At 61.1% G+C, this 18,848-nt stretch carries 15 protein-coding genes; 9 read left to right on the top strand and 6 right to left on the bottom strand.

Translation table 11 applies throughout. The features are described 5' to 3' along the window. Positions 1–51 precede the first annotated feature (51 nt). Positions 52–1,287, top strand: a complete 1,236-nt coding sequence (locus AAIS01_RS19005; protein ID WP_343470218.1) for a winged helix-turn-helix domain-containing protein — start codon at positions 52–54, stop codon at positions 1,285–1,287. Positions 1,288–1,416: 129 nt separating this feature from the next. On the opposite strand, the gene AAIS01_RS19000 is transcribed toward AAIS01_RS19005, so the two are convergent. Continuing rightward, positions 1,417–2,763, bottom strand: coding sequence for a class II 3-deoxy-7-phosphoheptulonate synthase (locus tag AAIS01_RS19000; RefSeq protein WP_092401922.1), 1,347 nt, complete (start codon positions 2,761–2,763; stop codon positions 1,417–1,419). Positions 2,764–2,898: 135 nt separating this feature from the next. On the opposite strand from AAIS01_RS19000, the gene AAIS01_RS18995 reads away from it, so the two are divergent. Together AAIS01_RS18995 and AAIS01_RS18990 are read left to right on the top strand one after the other, a co-directional pair. After that, positions 2,899–3,654 (top strand): spermidine synthase, encoded by a 756-nt coding sequence (locus AAIS01_RS18995; protein ID WP_343470217.1) that lies wholly within the window; start codon positions 2,899–2,901, stop codon positions 3,652–3,654. Between the two features lie 454 nt (positions 3,655–4,108). Then, a complete protein-coding gene (locus tag AAIS01_RS18990) occupies positions 4,109–5,782 on the top strand; it encodes a DEAD/DEAH box helicase (protein WP_047226368.1) in 1,674 nt (557 codons plus the stop codon). Between the two features lie 215 nt (positions 5,783–5,997). Here AAIS01_RS18990 and AAIS01_RS18985 read toward each other — a convergent pair whose 3' ends face one another. Next, positions 5,998–6,765: a DODA-type extradiol aromatic ring-opening family dioxygenase gene (locus AAIS01_RS18985; protein WP_343470216.1), complete on the bottom strand. Its 768-nt coding sequence runs from the start codon at positions 6,763–6,765 to the stop codon at positions 5,998–6,000. Between the two features lie 104 nt (positions 6,766–6,869). Here AAIS01_RS18985 and AAIS01_RS18980 point away from each other — a divergent pair, with 104 nt between their 5' ends. Next, positions 6,870–7,523 carry a thiopurine S-methyltransferase gene (locus tag AAIS01_RS18980; protein WP_343470215.1) on the top strand — a complete coding sequence of 218 codons (654 nt, stop codon included), beginning with the start codon at positions 6,870–6,872 and terminating at the stop codon, positions 7,521–7,523. A gap of 156 nt (positions 7,524–7,679) precedes the next feature. Here the strand turns inward: AAIS01_RS18980 and htpX are convergent, their stop codons facing one another. After that, on the bottom strand, positions 7,680–8,567 hold the full coding sequence (htpX, locus tag AAIS01_RS18975; protein ID WP_214913014.1) for a protease HtpX: 888 nt from the start codon (positions 8,565–8,567) through the stop codon (positions 7,680–7,682). Between the two features lie 297 nt (positions 8,568–8,864). Then, positions 8,865–10,076 (bottom strand): pyridoxal phosphate-dependent aminotransferase, encoded by a 1,212-nt coding sequence (locus AAIS01_RS18970; protein WP_095963474.1) that lies wholly within the window; start codon positions 10,074–10,076, stop codon positions 8,865–8,867. A 220-nt stretch (positions 10,077–10,296) separates the two neighbouring features. On the opposite strand from AAIS01_RS18970, the gene msrB reads away from it, so the two are divergent. The 3 genes from msrB to AAIS01_RS18955 all read left to right on the top strand — a co-directional run bounded on the left by msrB (position 10,297) and on the right by AAIS01_RS18955 (position 11,895). After that, entirely contained in the window at positions 10,297–10,692 is a 396-nt protein-coding gene (gene msrB / locus AAIS01_RS18965) for a peptide-methionine (R)-S-oxide reductase MsrB (RefSeq protein WP_343470213.1), read from the top strand. 259 nt (positions 10,693–10,951) lie between these two features. Then, the gene (locus AAIS01_RS18960; RefSeq protein ID WP_047226374.1) at positions 10,952–11,437 is read left to right on the top strand and encodes a glutathione peroxidase; all 486 of its coding nucleotides are present in this window, start codon (positions 10,952–10,954) and stop codon (positions 11,435–11,437) included. Continuing rightward, positions 11,434–11,895: a MarR family winged helix-turn-helix transcriptional regulator gene (locus tag AAIS01_RS18955; RefSeq protein WP_343470211.1), complete on the top strand. Its 462-nt coding sequence runs from the start codon at positions 11,434–11,436 to the stop codon at positions 11,893–11,895. The genes AAIS01_RS18960 and AAIS01_RS18955 overlap by 4 nt, the downstream gene beginning before the upstream one ends. On the opposite strand, the gene AAIS01_RS18950 is transcribed toward AAIS01_RS18955, so the two are convergent. Continuing rightward, complete coding sequence (locus tag AAIS01_RS18950; protein WP_343470209.1) at positions 11,879–14,200, bottom strand: hybrid sensor histidine kinase/response regulator; 2,322 nt, start codon at positions 14,198–14,200, stop codon at positions 11,879–11,881. The two genes, AAIS01_RS18955 and AAIS01_RS18950, sit on opposite strands and share 17 nt — an antisense overlap. A 163-nt stretch (positions 14,201–14,363) precedes the next feature. On the opposite strand from AAIS01_RS18950, the gene AAIS01_RS18945 reads away from it, so the two are divergent. Then, positions 14,364–15,254: an ATP-binding protein gene (locus AAIS01_RS18945; RefSeq protein WP_343470208.1), complete on the top strand. Its 891-nt coding sequence runs from the start codon at positions 14,364–14,366 to the stop codon at positions 15,252–15,254. Continuing rightward, positions 15,251–15,733 (top strand): GAF domain-containing protein, encoded by a 483-nt coding sequence (locus AAIS01_RS18940; RefSeq protein WP_343470207.1) that lies wholly within the window; start codon positions 15,251–15,253, stop codon positions 15,731–15,733. Before AAIS01_RS18945 ends, AAIS01_RS18940 begins: the two co-directional genes overlap by 4 nt. Before the next feature lie 131 nt (positions 15,734–15,864). On the opposite strand, the gene AAIS01_RS18935 is transcribed toward AAIS01_RS18940, so the two are convergent. Beyond that, a complete protein-coding gene (locus tag AAIS01_RS18935; protein WP_343470206.1) occupies positions 15,865–18,813 on the bottom strand; it encodes an HD domain-containing phosphohydrolase in 2,949 nt (982 codons plus the stop codon). Between the last annotated feature and the right edge of the window lie 35 nt (positions 18,814–18,848).

The following is an 18,848-nucleotide window of genomic DNA, read 5'->3' as shown; positions in this document are numbered from 1 at the left end:
ACACAAACCGCTTAATGGTGAGGTAGGTTGCGAGCAGACAAGGAGATCTTCATGCCCGCGACTCTGTCCTTTACCCTCAAACAGGCCCGGCGTCTGGCGTTGGCCGCCCAAGGATTCGACGGGCGGCCAATGTCGGCGTCGGTGCAACCGGCGCGCCTGAACCGCCTGATTGAACGCCTCGGCGTTCTGCAGATCGATTCAGTCAATGCCTTGGTGCGTTCGCACTACCTTCCACTGTTTTCCCGTCTCGGTCACTACACCCCCGACTTGCTCGATCAGGCAGCCTGGAGCCAGGGCCGACGTCGTACGCTGTTCGAATACTGGGGACACGAGGCCTCGCTGCTGCCGCTGGCGATGTATCCGCTGATGCGCTGGCGCATGGATCGTGCTGCCCGCGGTGAGGGCATTTATCGACAGTTGGCGCAGTTCGGTCAGGAGCGCCAGGACGTCATTCGTCGCGTCTTGGCTTCGGTCCGTGAGCAAGGCGCCGTGGGGGCGGGCAGTTTGTCCACGCGCCAGGAAAAGGCCGGCCCCTGGTGGGACTGGAGCGCCGAGAAGCATGCGCTGGAATGGCTGTTCGCGGCGGGTGAAGTGACGGTGGCGGGGCGGCGGGGTTTCGAGCGGCTTTACGACTTGCCCGAACGCGTGCTCCCGTCCTCGGTCCTGCAACAACCCCTGCCAGACGAGCCCCAGGCTCAGCGTGCCTTGCTGCTGCATGCTGCCCAAGCCTTGGGCGTGGGCACCGAGAAAGACTTGCGCGACTATTTTCGTCTCGATCCGGCCGATAGCCGCGAGCGCCTGGCCGAGCTGGAGGAGGCCGGTGAGCTGGTGCGCTGTCAGGTGCAAGGTTGGCAGCAACCGGCCTGGTGCCGACCCAGCGTGAAAATCCCCCGCAAGGTGGCGGTCAGCGCGCTGTTGTCGCCGTTCGATTCGCTGGTCTGGGAGCGCAGCCGTACCGAGCGGCTGTTCGACTTCCGTTATCGGCTGGAGATTTACACCCCGGCTCACAAGCGGGTGTATGGCTATTACGTGTTGCCGTTCCTGCACCACGAACGCATTGCGGCGCGGGTCGACCTGCGGGCGGAGCGGGCTTTGGGTCGATTAGCGGTGCATGCCGTGCACGAGGAAGCGCCGGGGTTGGACGAGGAGGGGCTGCGGGCTTTGGCGGTGAACCTGTGGCGCATGGCTCGGTGGTTGGGATTGGAGCGGGTGCAGCTCAATTGCGCTCGGGCGGGCGGGGTTCGGTTGGCGGGGGCGTTGGCTGAGGTGGGGGGGGGACTGAGCTGACCCTTTCGCGAGCAAGCCCGCTCCCACATTGGACCGAGTCGGTCACTGATGCTGTGAACTCAACAGATCCTTTGTGGGAGCGGGCTTGCTCGCGAAAGCAATAGGCCTGGCGCTACAAAACTGACTGACTCACCGCCTCACCTGCTTCAACGTCTCAGCAATCAGAAACGCCAGTTCCAGCGACTGATCGGCATTCATCCGCGGATCGCAATGCGTGTGGTAACGGTCTGACAGTCCATCCTCGGTGATCGGCCGCGCACCGCCAATGCATTCGGTGACGTTCTGCCCGGTCATTTCGATGTGAATGCCCCCGGCATAGGTGCCTTCAGCTTCGTGAACCTGGAAGAACTGCTTCACTTCGCCGAGGATTTGCGCGAAGTCCCGGGTCTTGTAACCGCTACTGGCCTTGATGGTGTTGCCGTGCATCGGGTCTGAACTCCACAGCACCTGCTTGCCTTCGCGCTGCACGGCGCGTAACAGCTGCGGCAGGTGGTCGCCGACCTTGTTCGCGCCCATTCGCGCGATCAGGTTCAGCCGCCCCGGGTCATTGTCCGGATTGAGCACGTCGATCAGGCGGATCAAGTCGTCAGGGTTCATGCTTGGGCCGACCTTGACGCCGATCGGGTTGTTCACCCCGCGCAGGAATTCGACGTGGGCACCGTCCAACTGACGGGTGCGGTCACCGATCCACAGCATGTGGGCCGAGCAGTCGTAGTAATCGTTGGTCAGGCTGTCGCGGCGCACGAACGCTTCTTCGTAATTGAGCAGCAGTGCTTCGTGGGCGGTGAAGAAACTGGTTTCGCGCAATTGCGGCGAGCTGTCCATGCCACAGGCGCGCATGAAGGCCAGGGTTTCGTCGATCCGGTCGGCCAGGTGGCTGTACTTCTCCGCCAGGGCCGAGTTGGCGATGAAGTCCAGGTTCCACTTGTGCACCTGATGCAGGTCGGCGAATCCGCCTTGGGCGAAGGCCCTTAGCAGGTTCAAGGTGGCGGTGGACTGGTGGTAGGACTGCAACAACCGCTCCGGGTCCGGCACGCGGCTTTTTTCGTCGAAGCCGATGCCGTTGACAATGTCGCCCCGATAGGCCGGCAGGGTCACGCCGCCGATGGTTTCATCGTTGGCCGAGCGCGGCTTGGCGAACTGCCCGGCCATACGGCCGACCTTGACTACCGGGCAACCGGCGGCGAAGGTCATGACGATCGCCATTTGCAGCAACACTTTGAAGGTGTCGCGGATCTTCGCCGCCGAGAACTCGGCAAAACTCTCGGCGCAGTCGCCGCCCTGCAGCAGGAAGGCCCGGCCTTGGGTAACTTCGGCGAACTGACGGCGCAACTCCCGGGCTTCACCGGCAAACACCAGCGGCGGATAACTGGCCAGGGTCTGCTCGACCTGCAGCAAATGCGCCGCGTCGGGGTATCGGGGTTGCTGCTGGATCGGCAGGGCGCGCCAGCTGTCAGGGCTCCAGGGTTGGCTCATCATGATCTCTAGGTGGTTTACGCTCGGGTTGCCATGTTATCAGCAAATTAGTGCGTGACCTGTTTGCGTCGCTTCGCGGACAATCGCGTTTTTGCCCCGGTTGCGTTCAGGGTCAGCGCAACCACAGGAGACGAAATGACAGAGGAGCGCGTCGAGCATTTGCTCGCCGAAGTGCGTGACCAGTTCGGTGTTATCCGGGTTCTCGAAGTGGCGGACTACCGTTTCCTGGAGTTTGGCGACGCCATCGAACAGAGTTGCGTGTTCACGGCCGACCCGAGCTGGCTCGAATATGATTACACCCGCGCCATGTTGATTGGCGCGTTGTGCCACGAGCAGCCGGAAAGCGCGCTGTTCCTGGGGCTGGGTGCTGGAACCCTGACCCAGGCCTGCCTCAGGTTCCTGCCGCTGGAAGACGTCGAAGCCATCGAACTGCGTCCCGATGTGCCGCGCCTGGCTATCCAATACCTGGGGCTGGAAGACGACCCGCGGCTGTACATCCGCGTCGGCGATGCCCTGGAGCTGCTGGAAACCGCCGAGCCTGCGGACCTGATCTTTGTCGACCTCTATACCGACGTCGGTCCCGGCGTCGGGCACCTGGCCTGGGGTTTTCTGGAAAACTGCCAGAAACGCCTCAACCCCGGCGGTTGGCTGGTGATCAACCAATGGGCCACCGACGACGGCAGGCCATTGGGTGCTGCCCTGCTGCGTGGCTTGTACCACCGGCATTATTGGGAGCTGCCGGTGAAAGAAGGCAATGTCATCCTGATCGTGCCGGCGGATCTGGACCAGACGCTGGACATGGACGGCCTGGTGGTTCGGGCTGAAGGGCTGGCGCCGCAATTGGGTTACTCGCTGTTGCCGCTGATCAAGGCGATCCGCCCGGCGACCTGAGGGGCGAGGGAGCTTGCTCCCGCAGGGCTGCACCTGTAGGAGCTGCCGAAGGCTGCGATCTTTTGATCTTGATCTTGATCTTGATCTTTCGCTTGCGACTCCACTGTCTGGGACAAGATCGCAGCCTCGTTGCACTCGACAGCTCCTACAGGTGCAGCCGAGCGGGAGCAAGCTCCTCGCCACAGGCGTGTTCTACGATAAAAAATCTCCCTTTTCGGGCGATTTCCGGTATAGTGCGCGCCGGCCTTTAGCCGGGCCGCGTCAAGGTAGCGCAATTCCCCGAAGCCAGCTTCGGTTGCATGTCCGCACAACGGATGCTTCCACGACGTTCTTTTTCATTCATTCGTTTTCGCAAATCCCCGCCGACAAAGCAGCCAGGGCGACTCTTGAGTCTCAACACGGCACGCGCAGCTTTGGAGCATGGGTCTTTGCGGATGCACTTAGAGGCAGACCCATGACCCAGGAAACCGGCGGCTTCGTCGCTTTTAATCTTAATCCGAACATTCTTGCAGCCGTCATTGCGACCGGCTACGAAGAACCTTCGGCTATTCAGCAGCAATCGATCCCGATCATCATGGCCGGTCACGACATGATTGGTCAGGCGCAAACCGGTACGGGTAAAACCGCCGCGTTCGCCCTGCCGATCCTGCATCGCATCGATCCTGCTAAGCGCGAACCGCAAGCCCTGATCCTGGCGCCAACTCGTGAGTTGGCGCTGCAAGTAGCAACCGCTTTTGAAACCTACTCCAAGCAAATGCCTGGTGTAACCGTCGTGGCTGTCTACGGCGGCGCTCCGATGGGCCCGCAACTGAAAGCCATCCGTAACGGCGCGCAGATTGTTGTCGCCACTCCGGGCCGTCTGTGCGACCACCTGCGTCGTGACGAAAAAGTCCTGGCCACCGTGAACCACCTGGTTCTCGATGAAGCCGACGAAATGCTCAAGCTGGGTTTCATGGATGACCTGGAAGTCATCTTCAAGGCCCTGCCAGCGACCCGTCAGACTGTATTGTTCTCGGCCACCCTGCCGCAGTCGATCCGCGCTATTGCCGAGCGCCACCTGCGCGATCCGCAACACGTAAAGATCCAGACCAAGACCCAGACCGTCACCGCGATCGAACAGGCTCACCTGTTGGTTCACGCCGACCAGAAGACCTCGGCCGTGCTGAGCCTGCTGGAAGTCGAGGATTTCGACGCCCTGATCATGTTCGTACGGACCAAGCAAGCGACCCTGGACCTGGCCAGTGCCCTGGAAGCCAAAGGCTACAAAGCCGCTGCGCTGAACGGTGATATTGCCCAGAACCAGCGTGAGCGCGTGATCGATTCCCTCAAGGATGGCCGTCTGGACATCGTTGTGGCGACCGACGTTGCCGCCCGTGGCCTGGACGTTCCGCGCATCACCCACGTGTTCAACGTGGACATGCCGTACGATCCGGAATCCTACGTTCACCGTATCGGCCGTACCGGCCGTGCCGGTCGCGAAGGTCGTGCGCTGCTGCTGGTCACCCCGCGTGAGCGCCGCATGCTGCAAGTGATCGAGCGTGTAACCGGTCAGAAGGTTGCCGAGGTTCGTCTGCCGGACGCCCAGGCGGTGCTCGATGCCCGCATCAAGAAACTCACCAACAGCCTGTCGCCACTGGTGGCTGACGCCGAATCGACCCACGGTGATCTGCTTGATCGCCTGACCGCCGACATCGGTTGCACCCCACGTGCCCTGGCCGCTGCTCTGCTGCGCAAGGCCACCAATGGCCAGGCGCTGACCCTCGCTGCGATCGAGAAGGAACGTCCACTGGTGCCGAACAACGCACCGCGTGGCGATCGTCCAGAGCGTAGCGGTGATCGTCCGGACCGGGGTGATCGCGAGCGTCGTGCACCGATCCCGCTGGCCGAAGGTCGTGCCCGCTGCCGTACCGCGCTGGGTGCCCGTGACGGCATCGCCGCCAAGAACCTGCTGGGCGCCATTCTCAACGAAGGCGGCCTGGCTCGTGAGGCCATCGGTCGTATCCAGGTGCGTGACAGCTTCAGCCTGGTAGAGCTGCCGGAAGATGGTCTGGAGAAGTTGCTGACCAAACTGAAGGACACCCGTGTCGCCGGCAAGCAGCTCAAGCTGCGTCGCTATCGCGAAGATTGATCCGCTCTCGAGCTGATTGATCGAACATAAAAAATCCCCGACTGGTTCGGGGATTTTTTTTGCCTGCTGGTTTGTGTTCATTCAGGTTGAGGGGCATTGTCCCATTCGCGAGCAGCCCGCTCCCACAGGGAATTGCAGTGAACACAGCATTTGAGGGCCCCGCGATCCAGTGTGGGAGCGGGCTTGCTCGCGAATGGAGCGACTCGGTCTATCTGTCAGTCAAACCGATAGATGTCCATTCCCAAAGCCCCCATGGTGAACCCTTGGTGGGCAACGCTGAATTTACCCCCTGCACCCCGGGCAAAATACAGGGGCAACAAGTGCTCATCACTGGGGTGGCTGCGCACGGCGTGTGGGGCCTGGCGACGGTAATCATGCAGCGCGGCTTCGTCATCCGCTGCCAGTTTCTCCACCATCCAGTCACGAAAAGCCTTGGCCCAGGGCTCGACGCTTTCGGGGCCGGCGTTCCAGTCCAGATCGCGCAGGTTATGGGTGATGCTGCCGGAGCCGATCAGCAATACGCCTTGCTGACGCAGGCTGGCCAAGGCCTGGCCGACCTGCGTCTGCAGCGCGGCTCCCTGGCGACTGGGCAAGGAGACCTGCACCACCGGGATGTCCGCCGTGGGGTACATCAAGGACAGCGGCACCCAGACGCCATGATCGGAGGGCCGTCCTGTGTCGAGGCGGGCCGGCAGGTGCGCGGCGTTGAGCAAGTCCGCCACATGCGCCGCCAGTTGCGGATCGCCTGGCGCCGGATATTGCACCTCGTACAGAGCCGGCGGGAAGCCGCCGAAGTCGTGCCAGGTGCGTGGGTGCGGATTGGCGCTGACCAGCAGTTCGGTGCTTTCCCAGTGCGCCGACACGATGACGATCGCTTTGGGGGTGGGCAGTTGCGCGGCCAGGCGAGCCAGTGCCGGGCCGCTGTCGCCGGGTGCCAGGGCCAGCATCGGTGAGCCGTGGGAGATAAACAGGCTGGGCAGCATGAGCGGACTCCTGAGCGTTAAGATGTCGCCATCTTCGGTCAGGTCTATGATCTAAATCTAATATAAGTTTTAGCCCGTTTTAATCGGTTTTTTTGGAGTGAGTGATGGAGCCTGAGTTTTGGCATAAGCGCTGGTCAACGAATCAGATCGGTTTTCACTTGCCGGAGGTGAACCCCTATCTGCAACGTTTCTGGCCGCAACTGGGATTGGCGCAGGGCAGTCGAGTTCTGGTGCCCCTGTGCGGGAAAACCCTGGATCTGTTATGGCTCGCTCATCAAGGGTATTCGGTACTGGGTGTGGAGTTGTCGGAAAAAGCCGCAGTGGATTTTTTCCTTGAGCATCATCTTGAGCCGAGCGTGAGTGAAGAGGGCGCGTTCAAGGTGTTCCGGGCCGCTGACATTGAAATCCGCTGCGGTGATTTTTTTGCCCTGAGCCCGGAGGATGTGAGCGATTGCTCGGCGCTGTACGATCGCGCCGCATTGATCGCCTTGCCTGGGCCGATGCGGGAGCGGTATGCGGCTCATCTGCAGACGATTCTGCCGCAGTGCGTCGGATTGCTCATTACTCTGGATTACGCCCAGGATGAAATGCCTGGCCCACCGTTTTCCGTAGGGGATGACGAAGTGCAGAGGCTGTTGGGCGAGGTCTGGCGGCTGGAGGTATTGCAGGAGCAGGATGTGCTGGGGGAAAGCTGGAAGTTCTTGCAGGCTGGCGTCAAAAGACTGGATGAGCGGGTGTATCGGGTTTCCAGTCGTTGATATGGCGTGCCCGCTGGCCTTATCGCGAGCAGGCTCGCGCCCACATTGCCCCCTGTGGGAGCAAGGCTTGCCCGCGATGGGGCCAGATCAGGCAACTCATCAATCAGACAGAAAAAAGCCCGCATCGCTGCGGGCTTTTCTTGAAGCTTGAACCTGTCAGCCGCGACGACGCAGCGCGTCGATACGCTCTTCCAGCGGTGGGTGGCTCATGAACATGCGCGCCAGGCCTTGCTTGATGCCACCGTTGATGCCAAAGGCATTGAGGGTGTCGGGCATGTGCACGGGCAAGCCTTGCTCGGCACGCAGGCGTTGCAGGGCGCCGATCATGGCGCTGGTGCCTGCCAGGCGTGCACCGGCTTCATCGGCACGGAACTCACGTTTGCGCGAGAACCACATGACGATGGCGCTGGCGAGGATGCCCAATACCAGCTCGGCGAAAATGGTTGCCACGTAGTAGGCAATGCCCTGGCCTTCTTCATTCTTGAAGATCACCTTGTCGACGAAGTTGCCGATGATGCGGGCAAAGAACATGACGAAGGTGTTCACGACGCCCTGGATCAGTGCCAGCGTCACCATGTCGCCGTTGGCGACGTGACCGATCTCATGGGCCAGTACGGCCTTGACTTCATCCGGCGAAAACCGCTCGAGCAGGCCCTGGCTGACAGCGACCAGCGCGTCGTTCTTGTTCCAGCCGGTGGCGAAGGCGTTGGCCTCGTAGGCTGGGAAGATACCCACTTCCGGCATCTTGATGCCGGCTTCGCGGGACAGCTGCTCGACGGTTTGCAGCAGCCATTGTTCGTGGCGAGTGCGCGGCTGAGTGATGATCTGGGTGCTGGTGCTCATCTTCGCCATCCACTTGGAGATGAATAGCGAGAACAGGGAACCGGCGAAACCGAACACCGCACAGAAGATCAGCAGCTGACTGAGGTTGAGGTCAACCCCGTTGGCCGCCATGAACCCGTTGAAGCCAAAAAGGCTCAGGGTGATGCTGGCAATCAGCACGACCGCCAGGTTAGTGGCCAAAAACAGCAGGATGCGCATCATGGTTGTGGAAATCTCCTCATGCTAAAGATGTAGCGTTATGCGGGTATATAAGGTGCCGCCGCAGGCTATTCAACACGCCGACTATTTCAAACTGTGTCCTACAGACGTCCTAAATGATTGAAAGACTTTTCTGAAAGTGCTCGTGGAAAAGAAAAAGAGCACCCGTACCCCGTGAACGTTGAGTTGCGCTGCGCACCGTTTACCGCGCCTTCAGTGTAGAAGGCCTGCCGAAGCGGGCGAAACGGATGTGTTGCTGAATCAAACAGCGTGCGAGTAGACCCTCGCACGCCACCTGGATTACTGGCGGTAGGACTTGAGGAAGTTGCCGATCCGGCCAATGGCCTGGTCCAGGTCGTCGACCCGCGGCAGGGTCACGACGCGGAAGTGATCCGGCCATGGCCAGTTGAACGCCGTGCCCTGGACCACCAGCAGCTTTTCGGACAGCAGAAGGTCGAGGACGAATTTCTCATCGTTGTGGATCGGGCAGACCTTCGGGTCGATCCGCGGAAAGGCGTACAGCGCCCCCATTGGCTTGACGCAACTGACACCAGGAATGTCATTGAGCAATTCCCAGGTGCGGTTGCGCTGCTCCAGCAGCCGGCCCTGTGGCAGGACCAGGTCATTGATGCTCTGGTAGCCGCCCAGCGCTGTCTGGATAGCGTGCTGGCTCGGCACGTTGGCGCACAGGCGCATGTTGGCCAGCATGTCGATGCCTTCGATGTAGCTCTGGGCGTGATGTTTGGGACCGGAGATGGCGATCCAGCCGGAGCGGAAACCCGCCACCCGGTAGGATTTGGACAGGCCGTTGAAGGTCAGGCACAGCAGGTCCGGCGCCAGCGAGGCGGTGCAGACGTGCACGGCATCGTCGTACAGGATCTTGTCGTAGATCTCGTCGGAAAACACCACCAGATTGTGCTGGCGAGCCAGCTCCAGCATGCCCAGCAAGACTTCCCTGGAGTACACCGCGCCAGTCGGGTTGTTCGGGTTGATGATCACCAGTGCCTTGGTGTTCGGGGTGATCTTGGCCTTGATGTCGGCCAGGTCGGGGAACCAGTTGGCCTGTTCATCACACAGGTAATGCACCGGATTGCCGCCCGACAGGCTCACGGCGGCGGTCCACAATGGGTAGTCCGGGGCCGGCACCAGCACTTCATCGCCGTTGTTGAGCAAGGCTTGCATCGACATCACGATCAGTTCGGACACGCCGTTGCCCAGGTAGATGTCTTCGATGCCGACACCTTCGACCTGTTTCTGCTGGTAGTACTGCATTACGGCTTTACGGGCGCTGAACAGGCCCTTGGAGTCGCTGTAACCCTGGGCGGTCGGCAGATTGCGGATAACGTCCTGGAGGATTTCATCGGGTGCTTCGAAACCAAAGGGCGCCGGGTTGCCGATATTCAGCTTGAGGATGCGATGGCCTTCCTCTTCCAGGCGCTTGGCGTGCTTGAGCACCGGGCCGCGAATGTCGTAGCAGACGTTGGCGAGCTTGTTCGATTTGCTGACCTGCATGGCGATGTGTTCCCGAAAATGAACGATCCAGGCGGCGAGTGAACTACCGTACTGGGGATCCTGCGTCTGTGCCCAGGCGTGACGCGGTACATGCGTGACAATCCGTTTGAATGCGCATGACGTGGCTGCCAGACTGGCGCCTGACGAGGCGCAATCATACGTGCCGCCCGATCTGTGGAAAAGCGTCGGATCGGGCTTTTTCAATTGCCGAGGTAGGACGATGGAAAAGTTGCAGAAAACCCTTGAAGAATGGCGCGCCATGCTCGACCCGGAGCAATACAACGTCTGTCGGCTGAAGGGCACCGAACGGCCATTTTCCGGTAAGTACAACGACACCAAGACTGATGGCGTATACCACTGCATCTGCTGCAACGAGCCACTGTTCGATTCGCGGACCAAGTTCGATTCCGGCTGCGGTTGGCCAAGTTTCTACGCGCCCATCGAAGGCAGCGCGGTCGTGGAAGTGCGCGATGTCAGCCACGGCATGATCCGCACTGAGGTGGTTTGCGCCCAGTGTGACGCTCACCTGGGCCACGTCTTCCCCGACGGCCCGCCACCCACGGGGCTGCGTTATTGCATCAATTCGGTGTGCCTGGATCTCGTACCCCGAGGGTAAACCGGGTGCAGTCCTTTGTGGCGAGGGGATTTATCCCCGCTGGGTCGCGAAGCGACCCCAAACAGGTTGAACGCAATCAGCCTGGCACAGCCAAGTGATAGCCATTGGGCTGCTGCGCAGCCCAGCGGGGATAAACCCCCTCGCCACAAGTTTGTCCGGCCGGGCCTTTGTGTTGCGAGCGGGTTCCAATAATTAAATTGCATGCAATTTAATTGCTCGCTATCTTCAGTGTCCTCTTCTTCCCATTTGGAGCCCTGCCATGAGCGACAACCTGCTGAGCATCCCGTGCACCACGATCAAGGGTGAGCAAAAGACCCTCGCCGATTTCGCCGGCAAGGCTGTGCTGGTGGTCAATACCGCCAGCCAGTGCGGCTTCACCCCGCAGTACAAGGGGCTTGAGGCGCTGTGGCAGACCTACAAGGACCAGGGCCTGGTGGTGCTGGGCTTTCCTTGCAATCAGTTCGGCAAGCAGGAACCGGGCAACGAGGGCGCGATTTCCGAGTTCTGCGAGCTGAACTTCGGGGTGAGTTTTCCGCTGTTCAAGAAAATCGAAGTCAATGGCGCCAATGCTCATCCGTTGTTTGTCCAGCTCAAGCAGCGGGCGCCCGGCGTACTCGGGTCCAAGGGCATCAAGTGGAACTTCACCAAGTTCCTGATCGGCAAGGACGGTCAGGTGGTCAAGCGTTTTGCGCCGACCACCAAACCTCAGGACCTGACCGGTGAGATCGAAGCCTTGCTCAAATGAATGATCTGTCAGTCGATGCGCTGAAGCTCGACAGCCAGTTGTGCTTCAAACTGTACGCCGCATCGCGGGCGGTCATTCGCGGCTACAAGCCTATGCTCGATCAGCTCGGCCTGACGTATCCGCAATACCTGGCGATGCTGGTGCTGTGGGAGTGGCAGGAAAGTGCACCGGAACAACCCACGGTCAAGGCCTTGGGCGAACGGTTGCTGCTGGATTCTGGCACGCTCACGCCGTTGCTCAAGCGTCTGGAGCAATTGAGCCTGGTCCAGCGCCAGCGTTCGGCCCGCGATGAGCGGGAGGTGCACCTGAGCCTTACGCAAACAGGTTGGAACTTGCGTGAGCAGGTCGGTCCGCTCAAGGCCCGTCTGTTATGCGATAGCGGGTTCGACCTGGACCGCCTGGGGGATTTGCGAGACGGTCTCGATCATCTGTTGAGGCAGATCAAAGCGCTGACGTAGTCGGCACCCACTGGTCCAGCAACGCCGCCAGCTCTTCGCGACGAAACGGTTTGGACAGGTAATCGTTCATGCCGGCGGCCCGGCATCGCTCACGTTCCTCAGGCATGGCGTTGGCGGTCAGTGCGACGATCGGCAGGTCCGGCCAGCGCCCGCTGCGACGGATCTGCCGACTGGCTTCGTAACCGTCCATGACCGGCATGTTGCAATCCATCAGGACCAAATTGAAATCCCTCTGTTCCAGCAGGTCCAGGGCTTCGGCGCCATGGGCCGCGACGATGACTTCGCAGCCCAGCTTCACCAGCATGCCCTTGGCCACCAGTTGGTTGACCGGATTGTCTTCCACCAGCAAGACCCGCCCGCGTTTGGACGGCGCCAGGGTTTCGATCTGAGCGTCATTGATGGTGGTGGCGTCGCTTTGCAAGGCGCGCCGCAGGATCTGGTATAGGGCGTGGCGCGCCAAGGGCCGGGCCTGCTGTAACAAAGGGGCAAGAGCGGTGGCTTCTTCACTGGGCAGAAAACTGCCATACGCGGTGACCAGCAGGATGGGCGCGTCGAAAGTGGGACGCATATTGAACAGGCATTCCGGGCAGTCGGTAATCAGGACGTCAGGCTTGAGGCCCAGCAACCCGTCATCCACCGAACGTCTTTCATAGTCCAGCCCCCAGCCGGGCAACAGCATGCTGAGCAATTCGGCCAGGCCGCTGCTGCGGTCGGTGATGGCCACGACATTGCCACGCAACGGCTCGACGGCCGTCGCGGCGGTGTGGCAAGGCAGGGGCAAGTCAGCGCAGAACTGGCTGCCGAAACCGGCTTCGGAGGTGATCGTCAAACGGCCTTGCATGGCCTCACAGAGGTTGTAGGTCAGCGCCAGGCCCAACCCGGTGCCCCCGAACTGGCGGGTAATGCCGACACCGGCCTGGGTGAACGGCTGGAGGATTCTCGCTTGATCTTCCTGGGGGATGCCGATGCCGGTGTCACAGATCTCGATTCGCACACCGTCTTCATGTGGGCTCAAGCGGACGTCGACCCGGCCGAAGCGAGTGAATTTGAGCGCATTGGACAGCAGGTTGCTGACGATCTGGCGCACCCGGGTCGGGTCACCCAGGACCTGTGCTGGAAACGCCGGATCGATCAGGCAGGCCAGTTCGACACTGGGAGCGGCGTTCTGGGAAAGCAGGTTGGCGGTGTCTTCGACCAGGGCGCCAAGGTCGAAAGGGATGCGTTCGAGTTCCAGTTGACCGGCGTCGAATTTTGACAGATCGAGGATGTCGTTGAGCAGTTCAACCAGCACTTTGCCTGAGTCATGGGCGATCGATAGCTGTTGCTGTTGTTCGGCCGTCAGGGGGCCATCCAGTGACAGCGCGATCATCCCCAGCAGACCATTGAGCGGCGTACGGATCTCATGGCTCATGTTGGCCAGAAACACGGAACGGGCTTCGGCCATATCCAGAGCGGTGCGCCGGGCCACTTCCAGCTCCTCGTTGGACTGGCTGAGGCGGGCATTGATGGCTTTGAGTTCGGCGGTACGGGCCGAGACAATGTTTTCCAACTGCGCGAGGTAATCGGTGAGGCGATTTTCGGCGGTGCGCCGTTGCTGAATCTCGGTGGCGATATTTTCGAACTGCTGGTTGGCCACCGACACCAGTACGCCGATCTCGTCCTGCTGGTGGCCGGAGGGGCATTCCAGGCGACTCTGCTCGCCGCTACTGGGATCGCGGCTGCTCAGTTCGCGGATGACCCGAACCAGCGGCTTGGTCAGCATCACATAAAACAACGCCAGCAGCAGACCGGTCAGGATCAGGCTGCGGGCGAAACCGTTGAGCAGCGTCACTTCGGCCCGGCGCAGGAACCGGCTGCCGAACGCATAGGTGTCGACCTCCAGCCGCAGCACGCCCAGAGACTCGGCGGGAAGATGGTCCAGGTAGAGGCGGTCTTCGAACTGGCGCTGGGCGCCGAAGAGAAAGTCGCTGATGAACCGGTAACTGCTCTGCAGTTCAGGGCGTTTGACGCTGGCTAGCACGGTGTTGTTGTTATCGACCAGTTGGGCGCCGATGATGGCCGGTGAGCGCAACAGGCCCAGGGACAGCTCCTGGGCGAGTTCGGCATCGATGTTATAGGCGATGCGCGATGCCGGGTTGTGGCTGATTTCCAGCAGCGACAGGATTTCACGGTTGATCGACGCGTCTTCGCTGGCATAATCGATGCCGATCTGCATCAGGCTGAGCAAAGTACCCAGCACGAAACCCACCAGAACGGTCAGCCGGGCCTGCTTGTAGGACAGCCGTTGGGTGAATCTGATGTCCATGGAATGATGAACCACTTACGTTTCCCTTCGCCGCTCAAGCATAGCTGATCATCTCTGAATACCGATGCAGCCGGTTTATGTTGTGTGGGATAGACCCGCCATTGGGTACGGCGTTTCGTCGCTGTTGCGCCATCATCACTGTGAACCTGTCCGAGGAGAAGACGTGGACTCTCGATTGAATGCTTTTCTTGAGCGTGCCGATGCAGTGCTGGCCCGCATAGAGCCCTTGTTGCCCGTTCCACGGCCGACGATCGACTGGACCCGGACGCTGGCGGCCCGCTGGCAGCGCGACGGGCGCAGTGGTTACCTGCTGCCGCTTGAAGTCAGCCTCGACATGCGCTTGTCGGACCTGATTGGCGTGGATCGTCAGGTTGAACAGCTGGGTCGCAACACCCAGCAGTTCATCGATGGCCTGCCGGCCAACCATGCGTTGCTGTGGGGCTCGCGTGGCACTGGCAAGTCGTCTCTGGTGCGCGCGTTGCTGGCCGAACATGCCCAGCATGGCTTGCGGTTGATCGAGATCGAGCGCGATCACCTGGCCGATCTGCCGCGGGTGGTCGAACAAATCGCAAAACTGCCACAGCGCTTTGTGCTGTTTTGCGATGACCTGTCGTTCGAATCCGGGGAGGGTGATTACCGCGTTCTTAAAAGCGTGCTGGACGGGTCTCTGGAACAGGCGCCGGACAACGTGCTGTTGTATGCCACTTCCAACCGCCGTCACCTGGTGCCGGAAAAGGAAAGCGACAACGAGAACTGGAAGCGGGTCGATGGCGAGCTTCACCCCAGTGAGGCCGTGGAGGACAAGATCGCACTGTCTGACCGTTTCGGGTTGTGGCTGTCGTTTTATCCGTTTACCCAGGAGCATTTCCTCAACGTGGTGGAGCACTGGATCGGCGAGCTGGCGGCCAAGGCCGGGTTGGCCTGGCAGCGTGATGAAGCGCTGGATGTGCAGGCGGTGCGTTGGGCCACCGGGCGTGGCAACCGCAACGGACGTTGCGCCTATCAGTTTGCCCGGTATTGGGTAGGCCTCAAACTTTTGGAGAATAAGGCATGATCGATTTGAAGGGCACGGGCGAAGGTCTGGACGGCTACGGCTTGTTAGCGGCACAGCTTGAGTCCCTGCTGGCCGATGAGCGGGACTTCATCGCCAATGCCGCGCAGTTTTCGGCTTTCCTGTTCAGTCAACTGGACGACTTGAACTGGGCCGGCTTTTACCTCAATCGTAACGAAGAGCTGGTGCTGGGCCCGTTCCAAGGCCAGATCGCCTGCGTGCGGATTCCCTTTGGCCGTGGTGTGTGCGGGACGGCGGCGGCGACTCGCCAGACCCAGCGCGTCGAAGACGTCCATGCCTTTGCCGGTCATATCGCCTGCGACAGCGCATCGAACAGCGAACTGGTGGTGCCGCTGGTCAAGGGCGGGCGCCTGATCGGTGTGCTCGACCTGGACAGTCCGAAACTGGCGCGTTTTACCGAACATGATCGGGTCGGTATTGAACAACTGGCCGAAATTTTCCTGCGCCTGACCGACTGCTGACCTGCTTCCTGTAGGCGCTGGCGAAGGCTCGGGCCGCGTTCGGACGATCTTTTGATCTTCCGCGTGAGATTCAAACGTCAGCAGAAAGATCGCAGCCTCGCTTGGCTCGGCAGCTCCTACAGGGATAGCTTTCATGCTTTGAGCCCCGCTTTGGCCAGCAGGCTGTCCGGGTCGACGTCATCGATCTGGCGCGGATCGAGAAACTGGTTGGCGTAGCTCAGGTAGATCTTTTCATCGATGAACAGCCCGAACAGCTCTGGATCGATGTGGGCGTCACGGCACATGGTGGCCATGATGCCCAGGGCTTCACTCAGTTTCTTGGCCTTCTTGTAAGGGCGATCGGCCGCCGTCAACGCTTCGAATATGTCCGCAATCGCCATCATGCGCGCGGGCAGGCTCATCTCCTCGCGTTTGAGCCGCTTGGGATATCCCGTGCCGTCCATCTTCTCGTGATGCCCGCCGGCGATCTCCGCCACGTTGTCCAAATGACTGGGGAAGGGCAACTGGCTGAGCATCAGGATTGTTTGCACCATGTGATGATTAATGACATAGCGCTCCTCTCGCGTCAGCGTGCCCCGCGTGATGCTGAGGTTGTACAGTTCGCCGCGGTTGTATTTCCAGGGCGGCACATCGAGCTGGAAGCCCCATGGGTTGTCCGCCGGGATCAGTTCGGCTTCGTGGCGCTCCAGCAGGTGCTCGGGCTTGTCCGTCAGCAACTGTTCAGTCACTGGAAGCGAAGGTTTGGGGGTGCGTGCCTGGCGGCGGTTTTCTTCCCAGGAAACGCCCAGGCGGTCATCCAGGGTCCGGGTCCAAGGGCGTTGAGCAATACCTTGCAAACGTTGCAGATCGGCGTCGGCCATGGCCTCGGAGCCGAGGTTGCAGCGGGCGACGAAGGCAAAGTCGTCATCGAGGCGGGCCAGTGTCGCGTCGCGTCGCTGGGCCAGGGATGACGACTCGCCACCCGTTGCCAGGGCCTGCCAGTAATCGACCCAGGCGTCGCGCTTGAGCACCTCGAAGCGCGTACGGATCTCGTGAATCCGATCGTTCAGGGTTTCCAGTTTGGTGGCTTTGTCGACCACGTATTCGGGTGTGGTGACCTTACCGCAATCGTGCAGCCAGGCGGCGATGTGCAGCGCTTCCCACTCATCCTCCGTGGGGCGGTAGGCCTGGAACGCCGACGCCTGGCTGGCCGCGGCGGCTTGGGCGAGCATCAGCGTCAGGGCGGGAACCCGCTGGCAATGACCGCCGGTGTAAGGACTCTTGGCATCGATCGCCCCGGCCAGCAGTTGAATGAACGAATCGAGCAGTTGTTTTTGCCGGGCTTGCAGGCGCTGGCCTTCGATGCTCACGGTGGCGGCACCGGACACGGCCTGCAGGAAGGCGATGCGGTCCGGCTGCAGTTTTTCCAGGTCGGCTTCAGTACCGCTGTCGGTGATCAGCAGCACCAAAACCCCGACGGTTTCCTGGTGACGATTGCGCAGGCGAATGCCGATCAGGTGAACCCGAGGGGCGTCCAGTGCCAGCAAGACACTCTTGAGGTCGGCGGCCTGCTCGAAGCCCAGCGAGGTGACGAGGTTGTCCGAGGCGTCCAGCTGCTGCAGCCATGGCGGGCTGTCCGGTGCCTTGAGCGCATGGCCTTTCAACTCGAAGGCGGCAAGGTCCCGAGGCGTTCCATCGATGACCAGCCCGTAAGGCCTGACCCGATCGTCATCGTTTTCGCGCAGGTAAATCAGGCCGGCCTGGGCCTGAGCGATTTTCACCGTCTCGAACAACACCCGCTCCAGCAATGGGGCAAAGCGGGTTTCGGCGCGCAGACTGGCGGTGATTTCGAAGAAACTTGCCAGGGTCTCTTTCATTCGCGCCATCGAAACGCCCAACTGATCGACCTCCAGCACGGGGGAGCGACGGGACACCGGGTAGTTGAAATCAAAGCTGCGAATGGCGTCGGCCTCCTGCACCAGGGCGCGCAGGGGCTTGACCAGAATCCTGGAGGTCAACCAGCCCAGGGGCAGGCACAGGAGCAGGGTGGCCAGGGTAATCAGCGCGCCTTGCCAGCGCATGCGATAGGCATCGGCCAGCAACTCATCTTCAGGGACCAGCAACGCCAGTTCCAGGCCCTGCGGTCCGCCTTCCTGCATGTGGCTGCGGGAAACGATCCATTGGCGTCCACCTGCCTCCAGGCGTGGGGTGTCGGTGTTGTCGTCGAGTGCGGCGGCGATGGCCGGGCTGAGGTCGCGTGCCTTGCTCAGGCGGGCCGACTGGGTGTCGGCGATCAGCCGATGACTGTCGGGGTAGGCGACTGTATTGCCCTGGGGGTCGAGCAGCACAATTTCGGTGCCGGCGGTCACCCTGTGCTTGGCCAGGGTCTGGGACAGGGACGCCAGGGTCAGGTCGGCAGCGATGACCGCCTGTGCGCCACTGCGCCGGGCGAGGGTGGTGCCCAGGTTTTGGGTGGAGAAGAAGACGTAGGGTTCGGTGGTGATTTGCTCGGCGCTTGCCAGCGCGCTGCGAAACCAGCTTCGATTGCGCGGATCGTAGGATTCGTCGGCAATGTTCTGACGGCCAATGAGCGTCAGGCTCTGGTCGTAGAACAGCGACTGGGCACGAACCTGGCCGGGGGTAGCTGTCCGATCCACGGTCCAGACCTGGTAGGCTGCGTTGGTCGGCGCGTTCAGCGCGGTCTTCAGGGTTTCGGTGCGCAAGGGGCGGACCATCAGGAAGTCGCCATTGCTGTCGCCCAGGTACAGCGACGCCAGGTTCGGGTTGTCCCGCAGCGCCTGGCTGAAGGGCACGAGCAGGGCCAGACGTTGAGCGGTCGTGGGTTCGCGTGTCGCCGGGTAATCGGCCAGCAGGCCCAACAGATGGCGGATGGGCTCATAGGTGTCATACAAATCCAGGCGTACGTCCTGCTCGATACGGTTGAACAGCTTTTCACTGCTGGACAGGATGATTTGCGTGGTCTGGCGATAGTTGAAAATGCCTAGCATCACACCCGTCAGCAGCAGGAGTAACGTAAACATCACGCTGATGTGTACGTGCAGAGGGAACCGGCGTTGTTGCGGAGGCGGTGCGCTGGGCATTGCAGTCACTCCAAGTGTCAGTGGGCGTTCCCAAC

The organism is Pseudomonas halotolerans (assembly GCF_039581215.1).
Classification (GTDB): Bacteria; Pseudomonadota; Gammaproteobacteria; order Pseudomonadales; family Pseudomonadaceae; genus Aquipseudomonas; species Aquipseudomonas tehranensis.
Note: the sequence above shows the minus strand (reverse complement) of the source record. Positions and strands in the feature narration are given on the sequence as shown.

Bases quoted from the DNA above. Each gene is read 5' to 3' on its own strand.
- AAIS01_RS18980 (WP_343470215.1), top strand. From the start codon at position 6,870: ATGGAGCCTGAGTTTTGGCATAAGCGCTGGTCAACGAATCAGATCGGT.
- AAIS01_RS19005 (WP_343470218.1), top strand. From the start codon at position 52: ATGCCCGCGACTCTGTCCTTTACCCTCAAACAGGCCCGGCGTCTGGCG.
- AAIS01_RS18970 (WP_095963474.1), bottom strand. From the start codon at position 10,076: ATGCAGGTCAGCAAATCGAACAAGCTCGCCAACGTCTGCTACGACATT.
- AAIS01_RS18955 (WP_343470211.1), top strand. From the start codon at position 11,434: ATGAATGATCTGTCAGTCGATGCGCTGAAGCTCGACAGCCAGTTGTGC.
- AAIS01_RS18960 (WP_047226374.1), top strand. From the start codon at position 10,952: ATGAGCGACAACCTGCTGAGCATCCCGTGCACCACGATCAAGGGTGAG.
- AAIS01_RS19000 (WP_092401922.1), bottom strand. From the start codon at position 2,763: ATGAGCCAACCCTGGAGCCCTGACAGCTGGCGCGCCCTGCCGATCCAG.
- AAIS01_RS18940 (WP_343470207.1), top strand. From the start codon at position 15,251: ATGATCGATTTGAAGGGCACGGGCGAAGGTCTGGACGGCTACGGCTTG.
- AAIS01_RS18985 (WP_343470216.1), bottom strand. From the start codon at position 6,765: ATGCTGCCCAGCCTGTTTATCTCCCACGGCTCACCGATGCTGGCCCTG.
- msrB (WP_343470213.1), top strand. From the start codon at position 10,297: ATGGAAAAGTTGCAGAAAACCCTTGAAGAATGGCGCGCCATGCTCGAC.
- htpX (WP_214913014.1), bottom strand. From the start codon at position 8,567: ATGATGCGCATCCTGCTGTTTTTGGCCACTAACCTGGCGGTCGTGCTG.
- AAIS01_RS18950 (WP_343470209.1), bottom strand. From the start codon at position 14,200: ATGGACATCAGATTCACCCAACGGCTGTCCTACAAGCAGGCCCGGCTG.
- AAIS01_RS18935 (WP_343470206.1), bottom strand. From the start codon at position 18,813: ATGCCCAGCGCACCGCCTCCGCAACAACGCCGGTTCCCTCTGCACGTA.
- AAIS01_RS18990 (WP_047226368.1), top strand. From the start codon at position 4,109: ATGACCCAGGAAACCGGCGGCTTCGTCGCTTTTAATCTTAATCCGAAC.
- AAIS01_RS18995 (WP_343470217.1), top strand. From the start codon at position 2,899: ATGACAGAGGAGCGCGTCGAGCATTTGCTCGCCGAAGTGCGTGACCAG.